Below are 22,446 nucleotides of genomic sequence, written 5' to 3'. Positions count from 1 at the left end.
TTTGTCACCCGCTTTTCTTTTGTTGTTGATCGTAACGCTCAGTTTTGTACCATTTCACTTCTTGTTTGAATAAACGGCTCTTTGCCTCTACACATAAGGAATACACGACTAGCGCAATCCATACTTGAGAATAAGTGAAGTACATGAGCGCCACAATGAGTATATTTTGTTTGGTGAGCTCTGTTTTCTCAATACTTAGTGTAATCATCACTTCTGTTAGAAAGAGGAAGAAGGCCAATCCCCACAGGATTAGTGCAACAGCCCCTACAGATAAGTGAAGGTCAACAAATAGGTTCACGATAAAGATGCCATTTGAGAGCAGGACACCGAAGAAAAATAAGAAATACGTAAAGAAGAAATAAAACAAATCAAAAATCATTCGTTTTCGTTTCAGCTTCATAAACTGCTTTAAAAATTTGAGCACAACATATTGATTGCCTCGAGCCCAGCGCGTTCTTTGCCGCCACCAGACCTTCCATGTCTCAGGCTCTTGTTCCCATGTAATCGCAGCTGGGAAAAATCGAATGACATAGCCAAGGTTATAGACACGGATCGTTAATTCGGTGTCTTCAGCCAACGCATGAACATCCCAGCCGCCAAGCTCTTCTAAAATGTGCCGGCGGATGGCGAAGTTGGTGCCCGGTATTGTCGCAATGCCAAACCACTTCCATCTTCCGCCTTGCGCCATCCATTGAAAGCAGATGGTCTCAATATTAATAAATTTGGTCAGCAGATTTTTGGCTGCATTGATGACCCTGAATTTCCCGACAACAGCGCCTGCCTTTGGGTCATTCAATAAACCAAGAACCAAATGATAGACGGCCTTTTGTTCAGGCATGTTATCTGCATCGTATACGCAGATGACTTCTCCTGTTGAAGCCTTTAAGCCTTCATTCAGTGCAGTTGATTTTCCCTTTCCTGCAAATGGCGGTTTCGTTTCAATCATATGGACATGATCATATTGCTCACTGAATGACTGCACGATGTCCCCTGTGCCATCGGAGGAATTGTCATTAATCACAATGATTTCAAGGAGATGTTTAGGATAGGATAGCTGGACCATTGCTTTTAGCGTTTGCCGAATGACAACTTCTTCATTATGAGCAGGAATCAGAATGCTGACGGTCGGCAGTTCTTTCCCTTGTTTCGTCCATTCAGGCAGCACTTTTTCGTAGGTCAGGTAGTGCTGAAAGCCGCCCTGCATGAGAAACATATGGTATAGGAGCATGATCCAAATCAGTATTAATGAAAGATAAAATAAGACATCAGCCACCTAATTTTCTCTCCTTAAAAATACGTTTTTTCATTGTCAGTCTTAAATACAATGTGTAAAAAGCAAATGCCGCAATAAACAGCATCACCACGACGGTGAGAATTCGCAGCATATTTTCCATGCCGCTTCGTTTAACTGTTGTGGTTTCCGCTCTATTGGATTGTTCTACATGAATATGTCCATCCCCTGATGTTTTGATCTGTACATGTGGTGTTTGGACTGTCTGTTTTGTTTTCTTTAAATCCAGCCATTCACTAGAAGGAATTGCATCCATCTGCGTCATCAGATTCTGCAATCCAGTTATTCCGGATTCCACATCATAGGACAGCCCGATTGCGGCTGATTGAAGATGCTGGATGGATTGAATCTTTTGTTCTGTTAAAATATTTGAACCTTCTTCGTCAGATGCTGGCTCTACTGATTGCTGGGGATATAAAGTCATGCCATGAAGCATGTCGGGTTTCGTCACGAGCGGCGGAGCGCCGGCTGTTTTCCAAGTATGATCCGACAGCTGTACCTGTCCAAACAGACTGGACACATGCCTTGATATCACTTCGTAGCCTTGTTGAGATATGGCATCATGCGGCACCTCGAATGCCAGTGGATAGAGACCTTGCTGCGCAAGAAACTCAATGCCTTTTGTCAGTTTTTCTTCTGTATAGATGGTTTCTTGCTGCTGATTCGATTTCGTATAAGCATGGAAGTCTTTTTCATTCGAAAAATGGCTTTCACTTTGCTTCTTCTCAGCTTTTTTAGGGTCATTTGACGTAATGGACTGATCATTCTTTGCATCCCAGAACTCAAAGTCCTGACCAGAATCCTCCGTGCGATACGTACGGCTAAATCCATGGAGAATGATGCTGGCTCCATCGCTTTGCAATTGTTTTAACACTTTGACAAGCTTCGGGCGGTCACTCAGTGTCACTTCATCGCCTGTTGTTCGATCCACCCAAACAGGGGTTACCGCTATTAGAAACGGAATATGCTGAGTGGATACGTATTGTCCAAGCTCAAGCAGCTTCTTTTCGTCAGTGACAGGACTGATGTTCCCAAGCCTTAAGTATTTTGTGGTCAGTTGATTAGAAGAAGGAAGGCGTTTTTCTAGCACTTCTGCAAGAAGCTCGCTGTGCTGCACGACATTTAGGATTCCAATATAGGCGGCACCTTCCTTTGTTTGAATCACAAATGGAAGATCAGCTTTATGTTTTTTCAATAGAAATTCCCTTTGCAAGTCTGCCCCTTGAACCGTTAACGCACTGATCCTTTTCTCTAGCTGACGGTATGCTTTATCATCTGTATATTTGATTTGACTCGTGTGATCTTGTTTGTGAAAAGTAAGCGCGGAAAATGGGCGCAGCTGTTCCGCATTGTATCCAATGGCTATGATCTTCTGTGCTTCGTTCATTACACGAATGGTCTGTTTTGGTAAGGTTCTCTTTATTTCCCCTAGATAGATGACTTGCTGAAATTCGCTGATCTTCTTTTCAGCCAAATGTTCATCAGATACAATCGTCGTCTGTTTGGAAAAATGTCCAGCGAGTAGATCCAGCATATGCACTGCTGGAGTCGCTTCTCCTGAATCTGTTGAATAAACGATCAGGGTATCTGGCTTGGCAAGAGCGTCGGCTGAAGCCATGTATTGAAACGAAAGAATCAAAAAGAGAGCAATCATCAAGCAGCATTTCATCAAAGAATTAAAGTTCATTCATCATCATCTCTTTTTCTAGTTCTTCTAAAAATTGTTCTGGCGTGCGATAATCCGAACTGCTTGTTAAATGACAGACATGAAATGTCAAGGTGACTTCACGGCCGTTTAACAGCACATGCTTTTTCAATTTATCCTTTAGCTTCTCAAGGACGACAGAGACATTTTCTTCTGGTGTGTGAGTAAGCAGCAGGCCTATTCGTTCTTCAGATAATCGAAATTTCTTATCGGTTTCTCTGACACTTTCGCGAATCTTGTTACTTAATTGCTGAAATAGGTGCTGCATTTCTTTTTCTCCATATAACGATTTGAATTCTGCTGCATAATGAATGTGAAGAAGGATAAATACGAATGGCTGTTTGTAGCGTTCTGCCCGTTTCATTTCCTCAGACAATTCCAGCCTCATCCGTTCTGCATTGTCAAATCCAGTGGTGGAGTCAATCGCCACAAATTGTTTCATAGCCTGCTTTTGTTGTTCAATGGTTTGCCGCATCGTCTTAATCCGCTCATGCAAGCTTCCTGCTGAAATCGCGAAAAAGAGGAGGGCTGCGCCCCAAATCACCACATCTTGCAATGTTTGATTGGTAAAGAAGGGGGTTGTGTGGCCAAGCTCTGTAAAGAACATAGCACTTCCTATAAAGAACAACATCAGCAAGGTAAAAATTAATGCTGGTAAGATGCCAAATAAAATCCCGCATCCTAACACGACAAAAGTCAGTGTGATCATCAAAAAGCTCTCTGCATCATGTACGCCAAGGTAGCCCATAAACAAAATAAGACCTGCAAACGTGAGGAGCAGAGAATAATATAAACGATACGTATTACTGAATAACCGATTCATTAAAAAGCTCCCTTTCTGCAATGAGAGGCAATAAATTGTCAAATGAGTGTGTGTCTTTTTCGTTCATGTACCCTCCATAATAATCCTTGAGAGGATCTTGAATTTGTAATTCTTTCATGCGGTCATACACCTCTTTTGCGAATTCCGGTTCGTTTTGTTTAAGAGCATACAAGATGACCAGCGCATATACAGAAGGCGATTCATACGTCACTGCTGGTTGCAATGTGCTCAGTTTATATCTACCGTACAATTTTCCTTCTTTTGTAAAAGTCGTTTTAAGCCATTTCATGATCGCGGACGTATTCACCTTTGCACGATCGGCATGTAGAGCCGTATAGAGTTGATCAATCATATTGATTTCTCGATCAAATGAATAGGCTTTTTTCTTTATGTCATAGGATTTAGGAAAGAATCCTTTTTTTCTCGGTGCTTGTTTTAGAATGGCCAATTGGTTACTCGTCATTTGTTTCGTGAATATTTTGAGGGATTCCAATTCTTTGATTGCTTTTGGGTCTAAATATGAGAGTGTGATTGTGTGTGAAGTTCGATTTGTTGATGCATCATAATAATCGGACAAGATGCCTCTATACATATTTTTGTCTTTTAACGCTTGTGCGATTTCTTTTGCTGTTGTTTGATACGCTGCATTCTTCCATAAACGATCTGCCTTTTGAAGTGCCGCCACTACCCGTAAATCATCAACTAGAGCATTAGCCTTACTTTTTTGATCAGATTCGATTTGCCAGCTGAGAAGATGATGGTCTAGTAAAAATTCATCTTGCAGGACACCCAATTGTTGGTCAAACGAATTTTGGTCTTTTTTTCGAACAAGATAATCCATCCAAAGCCCCAGCGATTCGGATAAGTAGATGTGCTGCTCTGCAAATGAAGTGCGGATCAAGCCTTGATCTGTCATGAGGTGATGAGTAATAAAATATTCTCCGGGCAATACTGGCTGTGGTGATACTGGATAAGCTGATTCCGTCTGCTGCTTCCAGGTACATCCACCTAGTAGAATGACAATGAGTAAAACAATACCTATGCGATGTATGGGTGTATCCATTCGTGTCCCCTTTCAACTCCCGTTCTCTTAGCATTCTAACGATTTATTATAGATTGTTTCTGTTTAAATTTAAATAAATATTTTATACCAAATTACGAGTCTTTTCGCATAGACATTCCCATTTTCAGAAAAACAATATGTCGATATGCTTGATTACATTGGAAAACCCATGCGTTTCCGCATGGGTTTTTATAATACTATTGATCTAATTTTAATTTCTTTAATTGCTCAGCCAGTGCGTTATTGATTGGTTCTTCCACTTTCTTTTGTTTCTTCATATATTTAGACACATCGTGCTTACTGGCTTTCTTTTGATTGGATTGTGATTTGCGTTTTTCGAAAACAGACAGTTTTTCTCTATGGCCGCACACACAAGCAAAGATTTTGCCATCGCCTTCTCCGCGCAGCTCGAGCTTTTTATGACAGTTCGGGCAGCGTGCGTTTGTTTTCTTCGCCACATTTTTACGGTGGCCGCATTCTCGGTCTTGGCACACGAGCATTGTGCCATGTTTTCCGTTTACTTTCAGCATCAGTTTTCCGCAGTCCGGACAATGGGTGCCAGTGACATTGTCATGCTTAAAGGTTTGGTTCGTTTGTTTGATTTCAGATACGGCTTGTTTTGCATAGGACTTCATTTCACTCATGAATTGAGAAGCCTTCAGCTGTCCTTTTGCGATTTTAGAAAGCTTTTGTTCCCATTCCGCTGTTAACGCAGGAGACTTTAAGTCTTCAGGCACTAAGGAGAGCAGCTGCTTCCCTTTCGATGTGATGAAAATGTCTTTGCCCTTTTTCTCAATTAAGAAACTGTTAAACAGTTTTTCAATGATATCGGCTCTTGTGGCCACTGTCCCTAGTCCGCCTGTTTCACCAAGGGTTTTCACTAAATCCTTTTCCTGATTCTGCATAAATGCAGCTGGGTTCTCCATAGCAGATAGCAGGGTTGCTTCATTAAAACGAGCAGGAGGTTTCGTTTCTCCTTTTGTTTCTTTCAGCTGGCGTACTTCAAGTGATTGCCCTTCGGAAAGTACCGGCAGATGCTGATCTGCTTCGGCTGATTCCTCGTCTTCATAGGATTCATCGTACACAGCTTTCCAGCCGGCTGATTGCACAGTTTTTCCTTTTGCTGTGAATGTTTCACTGCCTATTTTGGCGATCACCGTTGTTTCCTCGTATTCAAAAGGATTCATGAGTACAGCAAGGAATCGTTTGGCAATCAGATCATATAATTTACGCTCTTTATCACTTAATGCACCAGGATACAGTTCTTCCTCGGTTGGAATGATCGCATGGTGATCTGACACTTTTGCATCGTTGACAAAGCCTTTGTGTGCTTTCACGCCTGATTGTAAAATGCGGTTCACATGCTGAGCGTACGGTCTGACATTCATTCCTTTTAATCGATCTTTTAATGTAGGAACGATATCCGCTGAAATAAATCGTGAATCTGTACGCGGATATGTTACAAGCTTATGCTGCTCATACAACCGTTGAAGCGTAGATAATGTTTCTTTCGCTGAGAAGCCGTAGCGTTTATGCGCATCACGCTGCAATTCAGTGAGGTCGTACAGCCCTGGAGCAAAAGCTTTTTTCGCTGTTTTTTTCAATGCATCGATCACTGCTGGTTTTCCTTTGCAGCCTGCCAAGCGCTCTTTTATGACATTCTCTTGGAATGTGCGGTTTTGCTTTGTTTTGGCATCCTGCCACGTCAAGGTAAGTCCATCTACTTGTGCAGTCATTCCATAAAACGGCTTCGGCTGGAATTGCTGAATGTCTTCTTCTCGTTTGGCGATCATGGCAATCGTTGGTGTTTGTACCCGTCCGCAGGAAAGCTGCGCATTGAACTTGGTCGTCAGCGCTCTTGTTGCGTTGATCCCTACAATCCAGTCTGCCTCAGCACGTGCAACCGCTGAGCGGTACAGATTATCATATTCTCTGCCGTCTTTTAGTCGTTTGAAGCCTTCTTGAATGGCTTTGTCCGTAACAGATGAGATCCATAGTCGTTTTAGCGGCTTTTTCACATGCGCTTTTTCAAGAATCCATCTTGCGACAAGCTCCCCTTCACGTCCAGCATCTGTTGCGATGACAATGTCTTTTACATCTTTTCTTGCAAGCTGTGCTTTTACTGCTTGGAATTGTTTTCCTGTCTTTTTCATGACGACAAGCTTGAGCGGCTCTGGAATGATCGGCAAATCCTCTAAACGCCAGGATTGAAATTCTTTTCCGTAGCCTTCTGGATCAGCCAGTGTGACCAAATGGCCAAGGGCCCACGTGACAATGTATTGATCTCCTTCTAAAAAACCATTTCCTTTTTTATGACACTTCAGTACACGCGCTAAGTCACGTCCTACTGAAGGTTTCTCTGCTAATACAACTGTTTTTGACACTAGATTTCACATCTCTTTCTTCTATCCATCCTTTTATTATAGCAGACGTGGAGATGCGGTTCTAATGACGGATTATTTCTTCAAACGCGTGATAATTTCGTTTGTGATTTCTTGTGTTTGATAAGCCCCGCCGATGTCTGCCGTTAAAAAGCCGTCTGCTGTGACTGACTCGATGATTTCGAGCAGGTGTGTACCTAGTTCTTCCTCTCCGAAATGATCAAGCATGAGTTTAGCGGTCCAAATTTGACCGATTGGGTTGGCAATTCCTTTCCCTGCAATGTCTGGGGCTGATCCGTGTACAGGCTCAAACATGGATGGATATTTGCCATTTACATTGATGTTGGCGGCAGGCGCCACGCCAATACTTCCCATAATCGCAGCCCCAAGATCAGTTAAAATATCGCCAAATAAATTGCTGGCAACAATCACATCGAATTTCTCTGGTCTTGTCACAAAGAAGGCTGAGAGCGCATCAATGTGCTGCGAGTCTGCTGTCACCTCTGGATAATCCTTTGCTACGTCTTGAAACACTTCATCCCAAAATGGCATTGTATGAACGATTCCATTCGATTTGGTTGCACTTGTCACATGCTTTCGTCTTTTTTCTGCTAATTGAAAAGCAAAGCGCATGGCTCTCTCTGTCCCTTTTCTGGAGAAAACAGCATTTTGAATGGCAAGCTGATCTTCCCCTTGATAGATGCGGCCTCCGATTTCACTATATTCGCCTTCACCGTTTTCTCTTACAACAAGAAGATCGAAATCCTTTGGCTGAGCAAGCGGGGAGCGAATACCGCTCAGCTGTTTTGCAGGTCTAACGTTAATCACCTGCTCAAATTCACGTCTAATTTTAATCAGCAATCCCCAAAGCGATACATGATCCGGCACTAAATTGGCATCTCCGACTGCCCCTAAGAAAATGCTGTCAAAGGCTTTCAGTTGTTCCAATCCATCCTTTGGCATCATTTCGCCATGCTCTAAATAATATTCACAGCTCCACGGAAAATCCTGAAAGGTGAAAGACAGCCCGCCATGCACATCTGATATCGCTTTCAAAACTCGGATGGCTTCAGGCACAACTTCCTTTCCAACCCCGTCTCCTGGAATTGCTGCAATTGAAACATGCTTCATTGATTTTTCCCCCTTCGTCATCGGTCGACCGTCGACCATTTAATTCGAGTTTACTAGAGAGTGTCTATTCTTACAATGGACAAAAGACGCTTTTTTGATCAAAGCGCCTTTTTATCCTGCATCAGCACACGGGGCTTCTGTTTCTTTCTTCCCGCACTTTTTTTATCTGAAAGCAGCAAACCACCTAAGGTCAGTACCGTTCCAAGCGCAGACATGAAGGTCAATCTCTCGTGAAGAACGATCATTGAAATGACCATCGTAATAATGGGCACTCCATAAATATACACACTCGATTTCACCACACCGAGCGTTTTCACAGAAAAGCTCCATGTCAGAAAACAAATCGCAGATGCGAAAAGGCCTAAAAACAGCAAGTGGAAGGCAAACGATGGATTCGTCAACCGTTCCCAGTCTAAACGAATTTTAAAATGCCAGATCAGTGGAATCATCCATAGCAGTCCGTAAAAGAAAACACGCCTTGTTACCTGAATGATATGGTAGCCATATTGGTTGATCATCTTCGATAAAATGGAATAGAATGCCCAGACGATAGTGGCCGTTAATGCTAACGCATCACCGAGTGGATTCAATTGAAACGTCGCCATTCCATTCATGCTGATCAGCACGATTCCCGTCATCGCGATGAAAAAGCCTATGAAAAATCGGCTGTGCAGCGGCTCATCTTTTAATAAAAAATAAGCCAATAAAAAGGAGAAGAATGGGACAACGGAGCTGATGACACCTGCATTCGAAGCAAACGTATAAGTAAGTGCGACATTTTCTAAAAAGTAATATAAAACCACACCGCATAAACCTGCCAGCGCAAACATCCCTTCATGCTTTTTATTTCGCACCTTCATGGTGACTGGATAGATGATCACTAGAGCCAAGTACCCTATAAAAAAACGGAAAAATAAAATCTCTGTTGGAGAAAAAGCCGTTAATAATATTTTGGTAGAGATAAAGGTGGATCCCCATAAAAAAATGGTGAACATGGCTGCTAAATGACCAAGCAGCTGTTTATTTTTCATCAGGTGTTACCTGCTTTACAAAAATTTGCTGATACTGCCCTGGCGTAAGCCCAATAAATTCCGAAAAGAAATGAGTCAAATGACTTTGATCAGAAAATCCAGCGGCGGCAGCCGCATCTACAGGCTTCACTCCTTGGGCGAGAAGCTCCTTCGCATAGTTCACCCTGATTGTCTGTAAATAACGATACGGCGTGATGCCTCTGAACTTTGTAAAAGCACGCAGCAATGAATATTTGTTCATGGACACAAGCTCACCTAAGTCATCTAACGAGATATTTTCCGTGAGATGTGTTTCGATATATTGCTGTACATCTTGGACTTTTTGTTCGTTGGCACGTGCGGGTGATGCTTTTTCCTCTGATGTATCAGCATAGGCTTCAATCAATTGTTTCATAAAGAAATAGAAGGTTTCCTGTTTATTCAAAGCAGGCGCTTCTTCTGTGATCATTTGATGTAGATCATATAACGGCTTTGTTCGTTCACTTTTTGAAAACACAGGGGCTTTAAAATGCGGCTTGTGCTGAAAGATTTTTTCCAGCACTTCAGCTTCAATATTTAAGCAGCGATAATCGAGTGTCCTATGATCAATTTGTTCACATGCGTGATTATCATACGGATTGAAAAGAAGGATATCACCCTTTTCAATGATGTATTCTTGATTTTGGCAGATCAAACGTCTTTGACCGTCTTCAATAAATCCAATCACATAATATGTATGAAAATGATTCGGGAACTTTTGCATGATGCCATGAAAGCGATACGCCTCTATTTGCAAGTCTTGATCAAAATGTACAGTTCGTTCCTCTTGTGTGTTCATGTCGATCCCTCTTTTCACTGAACTGATCATTAGTGTAGCACACCCTTTTTCTCTTGGATTGTACGATATTGACTTTTCGATGCAGGCTTGCCTAGAGGGAAAAACTTGGATAACATGAGACAAAAGATGATGAATAAAAGAGGGAATGATGGGATGAATTCATTCGAGATGGAAAGACCAGCACCGTATCACATGCAATTTTATGAACAGCTGAAGCAAATGATATTTGATGGTCAGTTTCAGCCAGGAGAGCGTATCAATGAAACGCAGCTTGCCAAGCAATTTGGTGTAAGCCGATCACCGGTAAGAGAGGCCATGAGGCTGTTAGAGAAAGACGAGCTTTTAATCGCGGATCATCGTTCAGGCTATTCCGTCTATACGTTAACAGAAAAAGATGTTGAGGAGCTTTATCAAATTCGGGCGGCCTTAGAAACACTTGCTGTTGAACTTGCCTGTAAGGAAGCCTCGCAAAGAGAAATGGATGAAATTGAGCAGGTTCTCACGCAGGCGGACGAAGCGATCAAGCAGCAGCTGCCATCTAAAGAGATCGTCCAGTTACATGAAGCCTTTCACCAAAAAATCATGTTGGCGAGTCACAATGACCGCTTATCCAAACAATTGAATCACGTGAATGCACTCATTCACTATTGCCGCATCTTCCATTTTAGCGGCGGGACTCGTGCTGAAACTATTCAAAGAGAGCATACAGCCATCTATTCTGAAATAAAAGAGCGCCGCTCCATAGAAGCGGTTCAAGCAATGACAGAGCACTTATTACATGATGTTATGCACTTAAAGCAAGTACTCTCTAAAACAAACAAAGAATAAAGGGCTTTTCCCATTTTTTAAGCATTCCATGAACATATTTTGAATTTTTCGTAGATTTTAGCATGTCCAGACGATCTTTCGTTTATATTAGAAGATGAGAAACTAGCTTTTATACAGGAGGATTTGTATATGCATACAAGTATTAGCCGTCTTCGACAGGCGGGTTTTATTGAGGGTATGTCTCTTTTAACCCTTCTTTTAATTGCCATGCCTCTAAAATATTTTGCGGATATTCCGATGGCAGTCACTATTGTAGGCTCTCTTCATGGCGCATTGTTTGTCATCTATATGCTCGTTTTGGCATATGTGACTTTTAAAGTTCGCTGGCATTTGAAATGGTCCATCGCTGGTTTTTTTGCGGCTTTCATTCCTTTCGGTAACTTCGCCTACGATAAGGTGCTCCGCCAATATGATACAAAAGCTTAATCAAAAAGGGCTAAAACGACATTCGTTTTAGCCCTTTTTTTTCACGCTAGGGAACGCTTTTTTATATCGATGCATATTTCACAATGGCTGCTTGACGCGTCATGTCGTGATCCGCCACCCATAATTCATCACCAGGCAAGACGCTAGTGATTGGATCGATTGGCTGTTTCACTTCATACATCATGCCATTTCTCTCAACCTGAATGATTGCTAACGGCAGATTGCCGATGACGCCAGCAAATTCAACATTGGTCACTTTTGCACTTCCTTGTTTCTCTTGCATGAGACCCATTTCTCTATCCAGCTCTTCTTTTTTTGTCTGGATCGTGATTTGAGTGCCGGCTGTGACCTGCATATGATCAGGGATGAATTGGCTGACCGTTTTTGTGATGGACTCATCGCCGTTTGAAACCGACACATCAAGCTGAATAGGCTTTTGTTCATGGATGGCCACTGGATATTGCTTCACACGCTGAATCGTTCCTGTTAACGTCACATCTTTCCCCGATCGATTCCGCACTTCATGGCCATAGGATGCCATTTTGAGCTGGCCGTTGATATCGACAAGATCGGCTTTTTCTCCTGTTCTAAATTCAAAACCGGCGGCTTGAATCATCGGAATGATATACGTTTTCTGATCTAATTCAAATGTGAGTGATAAGACTGTGCCTCGGCCTACAGTTCCATATGATTCTATGTTTCTTAAAACAACGCCTTTGATAAACTTTGGCTCGCTTGGCTGCGAGAAGTCACCCTCTTTTAAGAGCATCGCTTTTTTCTTCTTTGGATCATAGTGAATGACAATACGCTGTCCTGGCTGTGGTATCTGGGTGTAGGATACAACCGTTTTAACCGTCTTTTCTATGCGCTGCCCTTCATATTCAAATTGAAGCCGCATGCTGACAACTGGCTGTTCGTTAATGTAGGTGCCCGTTTCTTTAACAGACACAATATTGGCTTCTAATGTGACACTGTCCTTTATCTTGTTTCTCCTCACCAGCCTCAAAATCGGCGGCAGGAAGATCGCTAGCACAAATAATAATAGCGGGATCAAGATCCATATCGCCCAGTTGAGAATGAGCGGTCCGCCCTTCATAACATATTGCGTAAAGGTATCAACAGACGTTTGGTGGGCCGGACTGGCGTTTTCAATTGAGATGACCTTTTGCAAAGGAAATTCCTTTAGTTCTTTGCTTTTCGTCTCAAATGCACCCGTTAATTGATTGTCAAATGAATAATAGAGCCAGTCGCTCTTCACATTTTTATTGAAAGAGAGCCCTTCTCTTTGTAAAGATTCATATGAAAACGACTGCAAAAGCTTGCTGGCAGACGTCGCCTTATTCGTGCGATGGTTATATATATAACCTGTCAGTTTGCCTTTTGCTTCGTCCTTTGCTGTAGAGCCTGCAAGAAGAACTTCTTCTTCATTAAGCTGGTAAATAAAGGTTTGATAAATCGGCTTTGGTGTTGGAACGACTTCCCCAAGCCTTCCCTCTGCATTCACTTTCCTTGCCCTTTTTGGATAGTTAGATTCGACAGCGACTGCAAAGTTTTGTGATGTCCCGATTGTTTTCTCCATCTGCTGCTCCACTTTATCTTCAATGAGACTGAACGGTTCAGCGTTTTTGGAGACATAAACCCCAAGCTGTTGCTTCTCGTTTGAGATTCCGCTGACATACGCCTTCTGGTCATTTTTCAAAGCCAATTCAAACATAGGAATTGGCGTCTGCCCTCTAAAGGAATTCATGACAACATCGATAGAAACGGGTCTTGCTGGCAGCTTTAGATCGTTCAGATTGTGCACATGAAACTGACCATCCTTCAGCTCACCGATGACTGCAGCGGCACCGTCCATTTCTCCTGTAAATACGAGCCGTCCATTCCACTGGTATGTATTCGTTTTTAGAAATGAGGGAATCTGCAGGTTATTTTGAACGAGCTCTTTCTTTTCTCCGCTTGGTGTTAGTTTCTCGATCAACAGCTGCCCGTCTTTATTTTTTAAAGTCAGTAAGAGATTGTTTCCTTGAATGGATGGCAGCATTTCATGAAACGTATCACTTTCTGTGGTCCATTCACTAATTCTTTTTCCTGATTGAGGATCATACATTGCAAAATGGAGCTGCTGGTCTTTTGATACAGCACTCACCACTCGTTTTCCTTCATCAAATGTAAACATTCCTTTGACGTCATACTCTGTTACTTTCCCATCTGACAAATCATCTTGGTAATGATTCCACACCAAGACACTGAGAATGATGGCTGGAATAAAGAAGACAATATATCTGAGGAAGATGATTGGTATTCTTTTCACTTGATCGCTTCCTTTCATGAGGTTCCTTAAACTTATACGTCAGTACAGCGAAAATGTTTCATGCGAGAAGAATACCATCAAAGCCTCTGAAATCCATATTTTACAAACTTTGTTGTTTACGATAAAATCCAATCAGATTCAAAAAAGGAGTTATCTCTTTGGATAAGCTATCATCAATCATTCTAGCAGCTTGGCTGCGTGTCCCTCGCTGGTTCAAGCAATGGGTACTCGTATCCATTTCCATTTTCTTTTTTTATATGTGTTTTGTAAAGGGGCTGACTAGCTGGCACACCTTGCCGCCTGTCACTTTGCTTTCATGTGTGATTGGTTCCTTCATCATTTGGCTGATGTGGCTTAAGAGGCAAAAAAATAAGTGAAAAGGGGAAAATGATGAAACAATCTATTCTTTATTTTGCGATCTCTTTTGTTCTTCAATTCATTTGGTTTGGTCTTGTGCATCCAAATAGAGGCGTGACACTGCTGGATATGTTCATGTTTTCTATTTTGTTTGCGGTCATGTTCTTTTTTATTGAGCGGATTTGGCGGTATCAGAAAAAAGGACAAAGTAAATGATCATGAAGCTCGCTTTATTCACTCTGATTATTTGTGCATTTATCGGTCTGCTGTTAGTGTCAAACCCTTTTGGGGCGGACGTTATGCGAATGGTTGCGACCTTTGTTTTTCCTTTTCTTGTGCTCATTGGTTTCGGGTTCCTATTGTTTGACCCAATGAAAAAGGCTGCCAAATAGATGGCAGCCTTTTCCTTACTCTTTTCATGCAAATAAATAATCAATGTTTAATCTCCGTTACGGATTGTATGAATTAAGATTCGATCATATCAGTGTGTCATATGTGTTCCGAGTGAACCTACGTTTGAAAGTAAACGCCATGGAAGTTCTGGATAACAAGACAACGAAAGCCCTACCTCTCATTCGTCCTTACGGCTCCGAAGCCGTGCCAGTGTGAATTGTAAATCAAAACGTCTTTTTTCCATTCTTCCGCTCTTATAGGGGGGCGGTGGCAGAAGGAAAAGAATAAGTTTGTTCGCTTTGACAGCGTCTCGTTCTTATCAAGTAGAAGCTCTATTGCTTCTCATTATGTCATAGAAAAAAGAAAGTTTACTTTCTTTATTTATTTGCTTATTTCAACACTTAATATCAAACTATAACACATTCCCCCTGCTTGCGCAAGTGTTAAAGTGATAATTCTGCTGGTGTACGGCTTCCTTCATTCATATAACGAATGGAGGCTGGGTCAATCTTCAGGATCACTAGATTTGGGTCATCTTTTCCTTTAAACCATTTCTCCATCTCATCAGACCAAAGACGGTCAATCAGTTCCGGATCGTCGGTTAATGCTGCGGTGCCTGCAATCTCTGCATACGTATCACCGAATCCTTCGCCTGAATATCCAATGAGAATATGAACATTCGGGTTTTTTTCAATTTCTTCTGCTTTATGTGTTTCTTTACTCGTTGGTGTATATAACGTCAGCCCTTCATGGAAAAAAGTCATATAGCGGGTATGCGGCTTATCCTGTTCAACAGTCGCTAGTGTTCCCACCTTTTGTTCATCTAACAGGTTTAATACCTTTTGTTTTAATTCTCCTTGAGACATATCGTTTCACTCCTTCAAAATTTCATCCGTATACGTAGGTTTCCACGACAGCCCATTCATTAAACAAAGAAATGTGTTTTTCATAAAAAGAGACCTTCTGGCTGATGCTATAAAAAACAGGTTCAATGAAGGGAGAAATTGAACATGCATCATGAAACGATGTTTCATTTGAGCTCACTTGTCATTGCGGCAGTTGTTGTAGGCATAATCGTATGGTCTGTCATATCTGTGCAGAAAAATCGCAAGAAATACTAAAAACACCGCCCAATCAAAGCTGGGCGGTGCCGCGGTAGATCATGTATTCATAAAGGAACCGCCATTGACATGAAGTGTCTGTCCTGTCATATAAGACGATTCGTCAGAAGCCAGCAGTACAAAGCAGCCGACATGCTCAACAGGCTGTCCTGGTCTTCCCATCGGAGTTTCTGCTCCGAAGCTTTCCACACTGTCTTCATCAAATGTAGATGGAATGAGCGGCGTCCAAATTGGACCTGGCGCTACACCGTTCACTCGAATCCCATCTTTCACAAGCGATTGTGCCATAGAACGCGTAAAGCCGTTAATGGCTCCTTTTGTTGCCGTATAATCAATCAGCACTGGGTTACCTCTATATGGGTTAATGGATGTTGTGTTAATAATGGAGCTTCCCGGTTTTAAATAATCCAATGCCTTTTTCGTAAAATAGAAATAGGAATAGAAGTTGGTTCTAAAGGTTTGGTGAAGCTGTTCACTCGAAATATCTTGAATACGTTCTTGCGGATGCTGTTCAGCCGCATTATTTACTAAAATGTCTAATTGACCAAAGGCTTCAACTGTTTTTTCTACTGCTTTCTCACAAAAGGCTTCGTCACCGACATCTCCTGCAATCGTTAAGCATTTGACGCCTTCTTGTTCTACACGTTTTTGCGTATCCTCTGCATCCTCATGTTCATTTAAATACACAATGGCAACATGTGCACCTTCCTTTGCATAGGCAACAGATACTGCCCGTCCAATTCCACTATCTCCACCTGTAATCAGTGCCACTTTTCCTTTTAGCTTGCCAGAACCTTGATATGATTCATCCTCAAAGATCGGCGCTGGATTCATTTCTCTTTCACTGCCTGGCTGCTGATCCTGCGTTTGGCGCGGAATGCCATTTGTTAAATAATCACGTAAATCCATGTGTAAGCTCCTCCTTGATTTGTTGATGTATCCTTTCATTACCACCTCATTTTTTCACTCAAACATCATGAAGCTGTATTGATGTGTTCCCGAAAATCAGCATGTTTGAAGAGGGGAAAAATCGGTTACATGATCATCAAAAAGGAGCGTTCTCACATGCTGTCTACTATTTCGAAAACCTTTAGCAGACCAAAAGGCTGGCTCGGAAGCATTGCTGGACTCATTATGGCAAATGAAAATAAAGCATTGAATCAGTGGGCCATCCGCCACTTAGATTTGACAGATGGTGAAAACATTCTGGAAATTGGCTATGGACCCGGCTACAGTATCAAACATATGCTCAAGCATTATCAAGACCTTCACATTGATGGGCTGGATGCTTCTTCCACCATGCAGGAGCAAGCACAGTCCCGCGTCAGCAAACGGGCAAAAGACAAACAGGTTCGTCTGTATGTCGGCAAAATCGAGAAAACACGTCTTCCCGGAGAGCAGTATGACAAAGTACTGTCTGTTAACAATTTTACGATTTGGGATGATCCAAAAACGGGCTTACTCAATCTTTATCACACCTTAAAACCAGGCGGGACACTCGCTATTGTGATGCAGCCAAGAGAAAAAGGAGCTGACGCCAATCGGACAAAAGAGATGGGTGAAAACATATTAAATGACTTGCAGTTTGCAGGGTTTGACGAATTTTCTATTGAGTATGAAGAAATTCGCCCTACCCTTGCTGTCTGTGTCACAGCAAAAAAGCCGAGAAGCGAATAAGCTCTCGGCCTTTTTCTTACCACTTTGCCTCTTTGACAAATTGATAGAAAAGCTGATGTAATTTCTGTTCAATGTTTTCCTTTGTTCCTTGTCCATAAAGCGCCATGCTTTCTTCACTTTCAATGATGGATGAACTGATCAGACTAAACATTTCTGACCCTTCCTTGCCAAGCTCTTGCGGCGCCAGCATCATGAGCATTCTTGACATCTGCTGCTGCCCGCCATCCATGCTTTTAACCTCGTATGCCTGATCAAGATCATAAATATGAAAGATTGGTTCCTTGATGAATGTATGCTTTAAATGGTAAAGAGCAAATTCAGTGCCAGGTATGCCTAAGCCGCCTTGCTGTTCACGTTCCAAAAGGCCGCCCGCCACATCATCTGCATGTATGATAAATCCTTCCTCTTCAAGCTGACGAAGCAGCTGCCTAATGGTTTCATCATGCTGCGGCATCGTCTCTCTTTTTTCGATGGTAAAATGGGACAGGATGCTGCGAATCACAAACATATAATTCGTCACCTGCTCTGCCACCGCCATCATATCAACGGTTTCTTGCGCCAATTCTTCGGGAGGTTCTTTTATTCTTTTTTTCTCGATGATATAAGGAATCTTCCGTTTAATATGAGCCTTCACACGCATAGCATCATCCTCGTTTAAAAGCGGGCTGACCATGATGTAATCGATATGCTCATATGGGATCGGAACGGTCGAGACAATCATGTCATAGCTCGATGCATCGATTTCCTTTAGCTCCATCAAAGAGGATAGATCGAATTTGGCGATCTCCGGCAATTCTTTTTTCAACCGGGAGGCGAGCATTTTCGAGGAACCAATCCCGCTTGAGCAAACAACCAGCGCATGAATTTTTGTTTCTTCTTTTTTGATTTCAAGCACTGAGCCAAAGTGAAGCACAAGAAAGGCAATTTCATCCTCTGGAAATTCAATCTCTGGAAAGAAACGCTCGACTCCTTCTTCAATCGCCATAAACAGCAAAAAGTAGTCTTTTTTAATTTGTTGTGTGAGCGGATTATAGATTCTCATCTTTTCCTTTAGACGGTTCATGGCAGGCTCAAGATGAGACACGAGCCCCTCATACAATGAATCATTTTCATTGAGATGATAGCCGGTTTTATTTGAAATAAAATCAATGAGCTTTTTCGTTCTCAGCGCTATATCCAGCTCAATTTCATCAATACGGTATTCAGTCTGAAAGCTGCGATTTGCGCTGCGAAGGTGGATGGTCATATATCCGACCTCCGCTTCAGGGATCTCCACATTAAACATGCGTTCAAGCGCTCTTGCCATTCGAAGTGATGATTCAAATTCCTTCGTCCGCTTTAATTCCAGCAGCTCCTCCTCTTCCATTCGAATGGTTTCCCCAAGCTGAATACGTTCGATAGCATAGGTTAAGTGAACAACAAGTGCAATATAGGCACTATCAGATAAGGAGAGTGACAGTCGATCTTTCAAATGAAAGAGCAGCCTTTCTACCTTAAGCAGCTGTCCTCTGCTGACAACGCCAAACACCTTTTCCGTTGCTTTCGTTCGATGTTTGATATTCATTTCAATCGTTTCTAAAAACAATTGAATGTCGAGCCGGTCAACAATGAGATTGCCGACAATTTTTCGTTTTGCTTCCTCCGGCCCTTTTAATTCAATGCCGTACCCGCGCTTGCGGATAAGCTGCAAACCGTATGGAGCAATCCACTCCGTCAGTTCATCTAAATCATAGCTGATCGTCGCATTTGTTACCTGCAAGTCAGCTGCGAGTGTGTATAATTTCACCGGTTCCTTCGCTTCAAGCAGCGCACATAGAATTAAGAGCTTTCGTTCATCTGAGCTATATTCGATTTGATCCTCATTTGACATATGAGCAAGAAGCCGCTGTTTATCCTCCTGTTCGCCGACTGCCTTCAAGCCTTTCCCCGGCTGTTTATCTAATGAAAGTTGATAATCTTTCAATATTGGTTTAATGGATTTTAGTTCTCTATGGATCGTTCTAGTACTTACCTGAACAGAATCGGCTATCTCACGAATGGTGACATAACGATTTTGCTGAATGATGTATTTAATGACTTTCTGTTCTCGTGCCGTTATGTACATGAAATGCCTCCTTCTGTATAAATAGGTCTATTGTCACACCTTAATATAAAACGCTTTCAACGAGCATTGCAATCTTTAGTTGATCTGACTTTGGCACAGCGGCTATGACAAAATATAAACAAGGGATCATCAGACACTTCTCCAAAATGACGGTCCATAATCCTTTTGATGAAATTGAACCTTTTGTTCTTGAAAAGGCAGTGAACCCCCCGCTTTTAAAGAATAAGTCGGATTGTATACTGGAGAGCCAAAGCAATAATCGATTGTGCCTTCTTCTGGACGGAACATGACGGTTCGCATCGTTCCAAACAGCTCCTCATAATTGTGCACAGCCAGACCATCAGGATATTCTGTCTGGAACAGTTTCACAAGAGAATCACTTGATCGTTGTTCTTTTAACGCTTCCATTAACATATCGTATCTGACCACAGAATGATGTTTGGTCATCCCTTTTGCTGTTTGATCAGCTACCGGATGATTTGTTGCCGCAATATAACCTCTCTCCGGTCTTCTCACTCTTTTTTGACCATCAATGATTTCAATCACAGCCGCCTCTCCTTTTCGATCCGCAAGCATGATGTGAACATTTGAGGCAACGGGCATTTCCTCGATAGAGCGAATGGCTTCCTCGACCGTTTGATAGGTTTCCAGAACAGAGCGAATCACATGATACACCTGCAAACCGGCGACTGCTGGGGGCTTTAAACCGGGTTCATTGCCAACCGGCGGACCGCAAGCAGAGAAAGTTACAGAAAGACCATGCTCATTCATCCCATCAGATCTGCCAAACAAGAGCAGCGACGAGCCTGTATGATATGCCGAGCCTTTTACATGTGTCGTCACAAGACGCATATCATCAAAAATCGGGGAGAAATCATAGTTACGAAGCATGACCGTTTGTTGACCTGCCGCCATATTCCCCTGCCTCACACAGTGGGAACAGCCTGGCTGAAGATGAGATGAATAGAAAAAGGTCAAATAACGCTCATCTAATTGCATTTCATCACAAAACCCAGCAAACTCTTCATCTAATTGAGGAAGAAAGGGACGGATCAGCTGCTTCGTTTCTTTCACAGCCTGTTGTGTTACCGGTTCTGTCCGAATATATTGTGTCTTTAGCAGCGGGTTCTCCTTAAGCCAGACAGCCTGCTGTTTTCCCACTTCATAAGCCGTTCCAGTCATCTCTTGAAAATATGCACTAATCTCCTCCATGCCTCCACACCTCTTTCGCCTTCGTTTCTTTTATCATATCGAAACCGTCATATATTGAAAAGGATGAAAAAAACTGCAATCCCACGGATTACAGCTGTTTACAGTATACCTTAAACAATGCTTCTGCCATTGCTTCATACCCCTTAGGATTCGGATGAAATTGATCAATCGATAAGTAGGCTCTTTCATGCCCTTCAAACGCTCGGTACACATCCACAACTTCTACATGCGGATTCGCAGCAAGCAAACGAAGTTGTTGATTATATTGCTGAAGCCACCGCCCGGCTATTGGTATTTGCGGAAATGGATTATATAAATTCATGAAATATACGTAGTAAGGCTGATGCTGCCCTTTTTTGATCTGAGCAATTTCTTGAATCATCTTGCTAAAATTCGCCTGACAATGTATGACTGCTTGCAGCAGTTTCTTTTCATCTTCACCTTCTTCATACTGCTGAACAGCTTGAACAAGGTCATTCCCACAGCCTGTGATGGTGATGATGTTTGCTGCTGCAATCGCACGTCTCACCTCTGACCGTTTGAAGAGCTGTAAAATCTGATCAGTCGTTAACCCTGATTTTGCAAATACGGACAGCTCGACCGGTGCATGTGTCTTTTTTTCAAGCATCCACCAAAATCGCTGAACAAATCCTCCGCCAAATAAACGTGCCCCCACCCCAACTGTTAAGGAATCTCCAATCGCAACATAGGATCGTCCCACTCTTATCCCTCACTCTCTCCTGCCTTCTCTTATATATACGAATTCGGAGAACAGTTGCTTGTAGCAGATGACTTAGGGGCATCCATCTATTTTTGAGATGCAGTGCCTTTACAAACTCTTTACTTGCGATATCGAACGATTTTTTGTTCAATAAGAGTAGGCTTTTTACGCTGAAAACTGCGTGTTTACGCGTTCCAGAAAAATTTACAAACTTTTTATCTTGATTTCGAGACTTTATACCTTGACTTCAAACTACATTGTGATTACAATGAAAATATCAGTTTTCATGTAACTGTGCTTGTTACATCTTTTTCATAGCATTCCAATATGATTAAAGATGCCACATATTCAGTGTATCATTGGGATACGCTAAAAAAATAACCGAAACAGAAAGGATTGAATGAACATGGCAAAAGTTTTATACATCACTGCACATCCGCATGATGAAACAGTTTCTTACAGTATGGCTACTGCTAAGGCATTTATCGAATCTTATAAGGAAGCAAATCCAAGTGACGAGGTTGTACATATCGATTTGTACAAAGAAAACATCCCTCACATTGATGCAGATGTATTCGCTGGCTGGGGCAAACTTCAATCTGGCGCTGGTTTCGATACACTTTCAGCTGAAGAGCAAGCGAAAGTTGCTCGTCTAAACGAATTAAGTGATCAATTCGTTTCTGCTGACAAATATGTATTTGTTTCACCACTTTGGAACTTCTCATTCCCACCAGTTCTTAAAGCATACATCGACTCTGTTGCTGTAGCTGGTAAAACATTCAAATACACTGAGCAAGGTCCTGTTGGATTATTAACAGACAAAAAAGCTCTTCACATCCAAGCACGTGGCGGATACTACTCTGAAGGTCCTGCTGCTGAACTTGAAGCAGGTCACCGTTACCTTGGTACAATCGCTAGCTTCTTCGGAATTCCTTCTTTCGAAGGTCTTATCGTTGAAGGCCACAATGCTGAGCCTGCGAAAGCAGAGCAAATTAAAGCAGATGCAATCGAACGTGCGAAAGCTTTAGGAAAAACTTTCTAATAACTGCACGCA

At 42.2% G+C, this 22,446-nt stretch carries 21 protein-coding genes; 7 read left to right on the top strand and 14 right to left on the bottom strand.

Annotation, left to right across the window (positions count from 1 at the left end):
- Positions 1 to 4: 4 nt before the first annotated feature.
- The 8 genes from MHB69_RS02375 to MHB69_RS02340 all read right to left on the bottom strand — a co-directional run bounded on the left by MHB69_RS02375 (position 5) and on the right by MHB69_RS02340 (position 10,242).
- On the bottom strand, positions 5 to 1,273 hold the full coding sequence (locus MHB69_RS02375; RefSeq protein ID WP_024427352.1) for a glycosyltransferase: 1,269 nt from the start codon (positions 1,271 to 1,273) through the stop codon (positions 5 to 7).
- Positions 1,266 to 2,978, bottom strand: coding sequence for a DUF2334 domain-containing protein (locus MHB69_RS02370; protein ID WP_342495966.1), 1,713 nt, complete (start codon positions 2,976 to 2,978; stop codon positions 1,266 to 1,268). The genes MHB69_RS02375 and MHB69_RS02370 overlap by 8 nt, the downstream gene beginning before the upstream one ends.
- Positions 2,968 to 3,819 carry a diguanylate cyclase gene (locus MHB69_RS02365; RefSeq protein ID WP_046313943.1) on the bottom strand — a complete coding sequence of 284 codons (852 nt, stop codon included), beginning with the start codon at positions 3,817 to 3,819 and terminating at the stop codon, positions 2,968 to 2,970. The genes MHB69_RS02370 and MHB69_RS02365 overlap by 11 nt, the downstream gene beginning before the upstream one ends.
- Positions 3,800 to 4,882 (bottom strand): glycosyl hydrolase family 8, encoded by a 1,083-nt coding sequence (locus MHB69_RS02360; RefSeq protein ID WP_327825462.1) that lies wholly within the window; start codon positions 4,880 to 4,882, stop codon positions 3,800 to 3,802. Before MHB69_RS02360 ends, MHB69_RS02365 begins: the two co-directional genes overlap by 20 nt.
- Positions 4,883 to 5,079: 197 nt before the next feature.
- Positions 5,080 to 7,266, bottom strand: coding sequence for a DNA topoisomerase III (locus MHB69_RS02355; RefSeq protein ID WP_041116726.1), 2,187 nt, complete (start codon positions 7,264 to 7,266; stop codon positions 5,080 to 5,082).
- Positions 7,267 to 7,338: 72 nt separating this feature from the next.
- Complete coding sequence (locus tag MHB69_RS02350) at positions 7,339 to 8,394, bottom strand: tartrate dehydrogenase (protein ID WP_024427347.1); 1,056 nt, start codon at positions 8,392 to 8,394, stop codon at positions 7,339 to 7,341.
- A 98-nt stretch (positions 8,395 to 8,492) separates the two neighbouring features.
- Positions 8,493 to 9,425: a DMT family transporter gene (locus MHB69_RS02345; protein WP_046313938.1), complete on the bottom strand. Its 933-nt coding sequence runs from the start codon at positions 9,423 to 9,425 to the stop codon at positions 8,493 to 8,495.
- A complete protein-coding gene (locus MHB69_RS02340) occupies positions 9,415 to 10,242 on the bottom strand; it encodes an AraC family transcriptional regulator (RefSeq protein WP_342495965.1) in 828 nt (275 codons plus the stop codon). Before MHB69_RS02340 ends, MHB69_RS02345 begins: the two co-directional genes overlap by 11 nt.
- A gap of 153 nt (positions 10,243 to 10,395) precedes the next feature.
- On the opposite strand from MHB69_RS02340, the gene MHB69_RS02335 reads away from it, so the two are divergent.
- Positions 10,396 to 11,070: a GntR family transcriptional regulator gene (locus MHB69_RS02335; RefSeq protein ID WP_065215296.1), complete on the top strand. Its 675-nt coding sequence runs from the start codon at positions 10,396 to 10,398 to the stop codon at positions 11,068 to 11,070.
- 129 nt (positions 11,071 to 11,199) lie between these two features.
- A complete protein-coding gene (locus MHB69_RS02330) occupies positions 11,200 to 11,496 on the top strand; it encodes a DUF3817 domain-containing protein (protein WP_034664017.1) in 297 nt (98 codons plus the stop codon).
- Positions 11,497 to 11,557: 61 nt separating this feature from the next.
- Here the strand turns inward: MHB69_RS02330 and MHB69_RS02325 are convergent, their stop codons facing one another.
- Positions 11,558 to 13,807: a hypothetical protein gene (locus tag MHB69_RS02325; RefSeq protein WP_342495964.1), complete on the bottom strand. Its 2,250-nt coding sequence runs from the start codon at positions 13,805 to 13,807 to the stop codon at positions 11,558 to 11,560.
- 158 nt (positions 13,808 to 13,965) lie between these two features.
- Here MHB69_RS02325 and MHB69_RS02320 point away from each other — a divergent pair, with 158 nt between their 5' ends.
- Genes MHB69_RS02320 through MHB69_RS02310 form a run of 3 tightly spaced genes read left to right on the top strand, consistent with a single transcriptional unit; the run spans position 13,966 to position 14,556 of the window.
- Positions 13,966 to 14,184, top strand: coding sequence for a hypothetical protein (locus tag MHB69_RS02320; RefSeq protein ID WP_041116719.1), 219 nt, complete (start codon positions 13,966 to 13,968; stop codon positions 14,182 to 14,184).
- Between the two features lie 13 nt (positions 14,185 to 14,197).
- Positions 14,198 to 14,380, top strand: coding sequence for a hypothetical protein (locus tag MHB69_RS02315; protein ID WP_041116717.1), 183 nt, complete (start codon positions 14,198 to 14,200; stop codon positions 14,378 to 14,380).
- On the top strand, positions 14,377 to 14,556 hold the full coding sequence (locus MHB69_RS02310; protein WP_041116715.1) for a hypothetical protein: 180 nt from the start codon (positions 14,377 to 14,379) through the stop codon (positions 14,554 to 14,556). The genes MHB69_RS02315 and MHB69_RS02310 overlap by 4 nt, the downstream gene beginning before the upstream one ends.
- A gap of 444 nt (positions 14,557 to 15,000) precedes the next feature.
- Here MHB69_RS02310 and MHB69_RS02305 read toward each other — a convergent pair whose 3' ends face one another.
- The gene (locus tag MHB69_RS02305) at positions 15,001 to 15,423 is read right to left on the bottom strand and encodes a pyridoxamine 5'-phosphate oxidase family protein (RefSeq protein WP_046313929.1); all 423 of its coding nucleotides are present in this window, start codon (positions 15,421 to 15,423) and stop codon (positions 15,001 to 15,003) included.
- A 294-nt stretch (positions 15,424 to 15,717) separates the two neighbouring features.
- On the bottom strand, positions 15,718 to 16,587 hold the full coding sequence (locus tag MHB69_RS02300; RefSeq protein WP_034283829.1) for an SDR family oxidoreductase: 870 nt from the start codon (positions 16,585 to 16,587) through the stop codon (positions 15,718 to 15,720).
- A 156-nt stretch (positions 16,588 to 16,743) separates the two neighbouring features.
- On the opposite strand from MHB69_RS02300, the gene MHB69_RS02295 reads away from it, so the two are divergent.
- Positions 16,744 to 17,355, top strand: coding sequence for a class I SAM-dependent methyltransferase (locus MHB69_RS02295; RefSeq protein WP_046314021.1), 612 nt, complete (start codon positions 16,744 to 16,746; stop codon positions 17,353 to 17,355).
- 16 nt (positions 17,356 to 17,371) lie between these two features.
- Here the strand turns inward: MHB69_RS02295 and MHB69_RS02290 are convergent, their stop codons facing one another.
- The 3 genes from MHB69_RS02290 to MHB69_RS02280 form a co-directional block, all read right to left on the bottom strand.
- Positions 17,372 to 19,459, bottom strand: a complete 2,088-nt coding sequence (locus MHB69_RS02290; protein WP_046313927.1) for a transcription antiterminator — start codon at positions 19,457 to 19,459, stop codon at positions 17,372 to 17,374.
- Between the two features lie 129 nt (positions 19,460 to 19,588).
- Entirely contained in the window at positions 19,589 to 20,671 is a 1,083-nt protein-coding gene (locus MHB69_RS02285) for a C45 family peptidase (RefSeq protein ID WP_046313925.1), read from the bottom strand.
- Positions 20,672 to 20,759: 88 nt separating this feature from the next.
- The gene (locus MHB69_RS02280; protein WP_046313923.1) at positions 20,760 to 21,392 is read right to left on the bottom strand and encodes a GDSL-type esterase/lipase family protein; all 633 of its coding nucleotides are present in this window, start codon (positions 21,390 to 21,392) and stop codon (positions 20,760 to 20,762) included.
- A gap of 406 nt (positions 21,393 to 21,798) precedes the next feature.
- Between MHB69_RS02280 and MHB69_RS02275 the strand changes: the two genes are divergently transcribed.
- Positions 21,799 to 22,434 carry an FMN-dependent NADH-azoreductase gene (locus tag MHB69_RS02275; protein WP_034283819.1) on the top strand — a complete coding sequence of 212 codons (636 nt, stop codon included), beginning with the start codon at positions 21,799 to 21,801 and terminating at the stop codon, positions 22,432 to 22,434.
- Positions 22,435 to 22,446 lie beyond the last annotated feature (12 nt).

Source organism: Bacillus sp. FSL K6-0994 (assembly GCF_038630815.1).
Taxonomy (GTDB): Bacteria; Bacillota; Bacilli; order Bacillales; family Bacillaceae; genus Bacillus; species Bacillus safensis.
The sequence above is the reverse complement of the archived record's forward strand: the minus strand, read 5'-3'. Positions and strand labels throughout refer to the sequence as shown.

Excerpts from the sequence above, each read along its gene's own strand:
- MHB69_RS02370 (WP_342495966.1), bottom strand. The coding sequence starts at position 2,978 with ATGAACTTTAATTCTTTGATGAAATGCTGCTTGATGATTGCTCTCTTT.
- MHB69_RS02365 (WP_046313943.1), bottom strand. The coding sequence starts at position 3,819 with ATGAATCGGTTATTCAGTAATACGTATCGTTTATATTATTCTCTGCTC.
- MHB69_RS02360 (WP_327825462.1), bottom strand. The coding sequence starts at position 4,882 with ATGGATACACCCATACATCGCATAGGTATTGTTTTACTCATTGTCATT.
- MHB69_RS02350 (WP_024427347.1), bottom strand. The coding sequence starts at position 8,394 with ATGAAGCATGTTTCAATTGCAGCAATTCCAGGAGACGGGGTTGGAAAG.
- MHB69_RS02345 (WP_046313938.1), bottom strand. The coding sequence starts at position 9,425 with ATGAAAAATAAACAGCTGCTTGGTCATTTAGCAGCCATGTTCACCATT.
- MHB69_RS02340 (WP_342495965.1), bottom strand. The coding sequence starts at position 10,242 with ATGAACACACAAGAGGAACGAACTGTACATTTTGATCAAGACTTGCAA.
- MHB69_RS02335 (WP_065215296.1), top strand. The coding sequence starts at position 10,396 with ATGAATTCATTCGAGATGGAAAGACCAGCACCGTATCACATGCAATTT.
- MHB69_RS02330 (WP_034664017.1), top strand. The coding sequence starts at position 11,200 with ATGCATACAAGTATTAGCCGTCTTCGACAGGCGGGTTTTATTGAGGGT.
- MHB69_RS02315 (WP_041116717.1), top strand. The coding sequence starts at position 14,198 with ATGAAACAATCTATTCTTTATTTTGCGATCTCTTTTGTTCTTCAATTC.
- MHB69_RS02310 (WP_041116715.1), top strand. The coding sequence starts at position 14,377 with ATGATCATGAAGCTCGCTTTATTCACTCTGATTATTTGTGCATTTATC.
- MHB69_RS02305 (WP_046313929.1), bottom strand. The coding sequence starts at position 15,423 with ATGTCTCAAGGAGAATTAAAACAAAAGGTATTAAACCTGTTAGATGAA.
- MHB69_RS02300 (WP_034283829.1), bottom strand. The coding sequence starts at position 16,587 with ATGGATTTACGTGATTATTTAACAAATGGCATTCCGCGCCAAACGCAG.
- MHB69_RS02295 (WP_046314021.1), top strand. The coding sequence starts at position 16,744 with ATGCTGTCTACTATTTCGAAAACCTTTAGCAGACCAAAAGGCTGGCTC.
- MHB69_RS02290 (WP_046313927.1), bottom strand. The coding sequence starts at position 19,459 with ATGTACATAACGGCACGAGAACAGAAAGTCATTAAATACATCATTCAG.
- MHB69_RS02285 (WP_046313925.1), bottom strand. The coding sequence starts at position 20,671 with ATGGAGGAGATTAGTGCATATTTTCAAGAGATGACTGGAACGGCTTAT.
- MHB69_RS02275 (WP_034283819.1), top strand. The coding sequence starts at position 21,799 with ATGGCAAAAGTTTTATACATCACTGCACATCCGCATGATGAAACAGTT.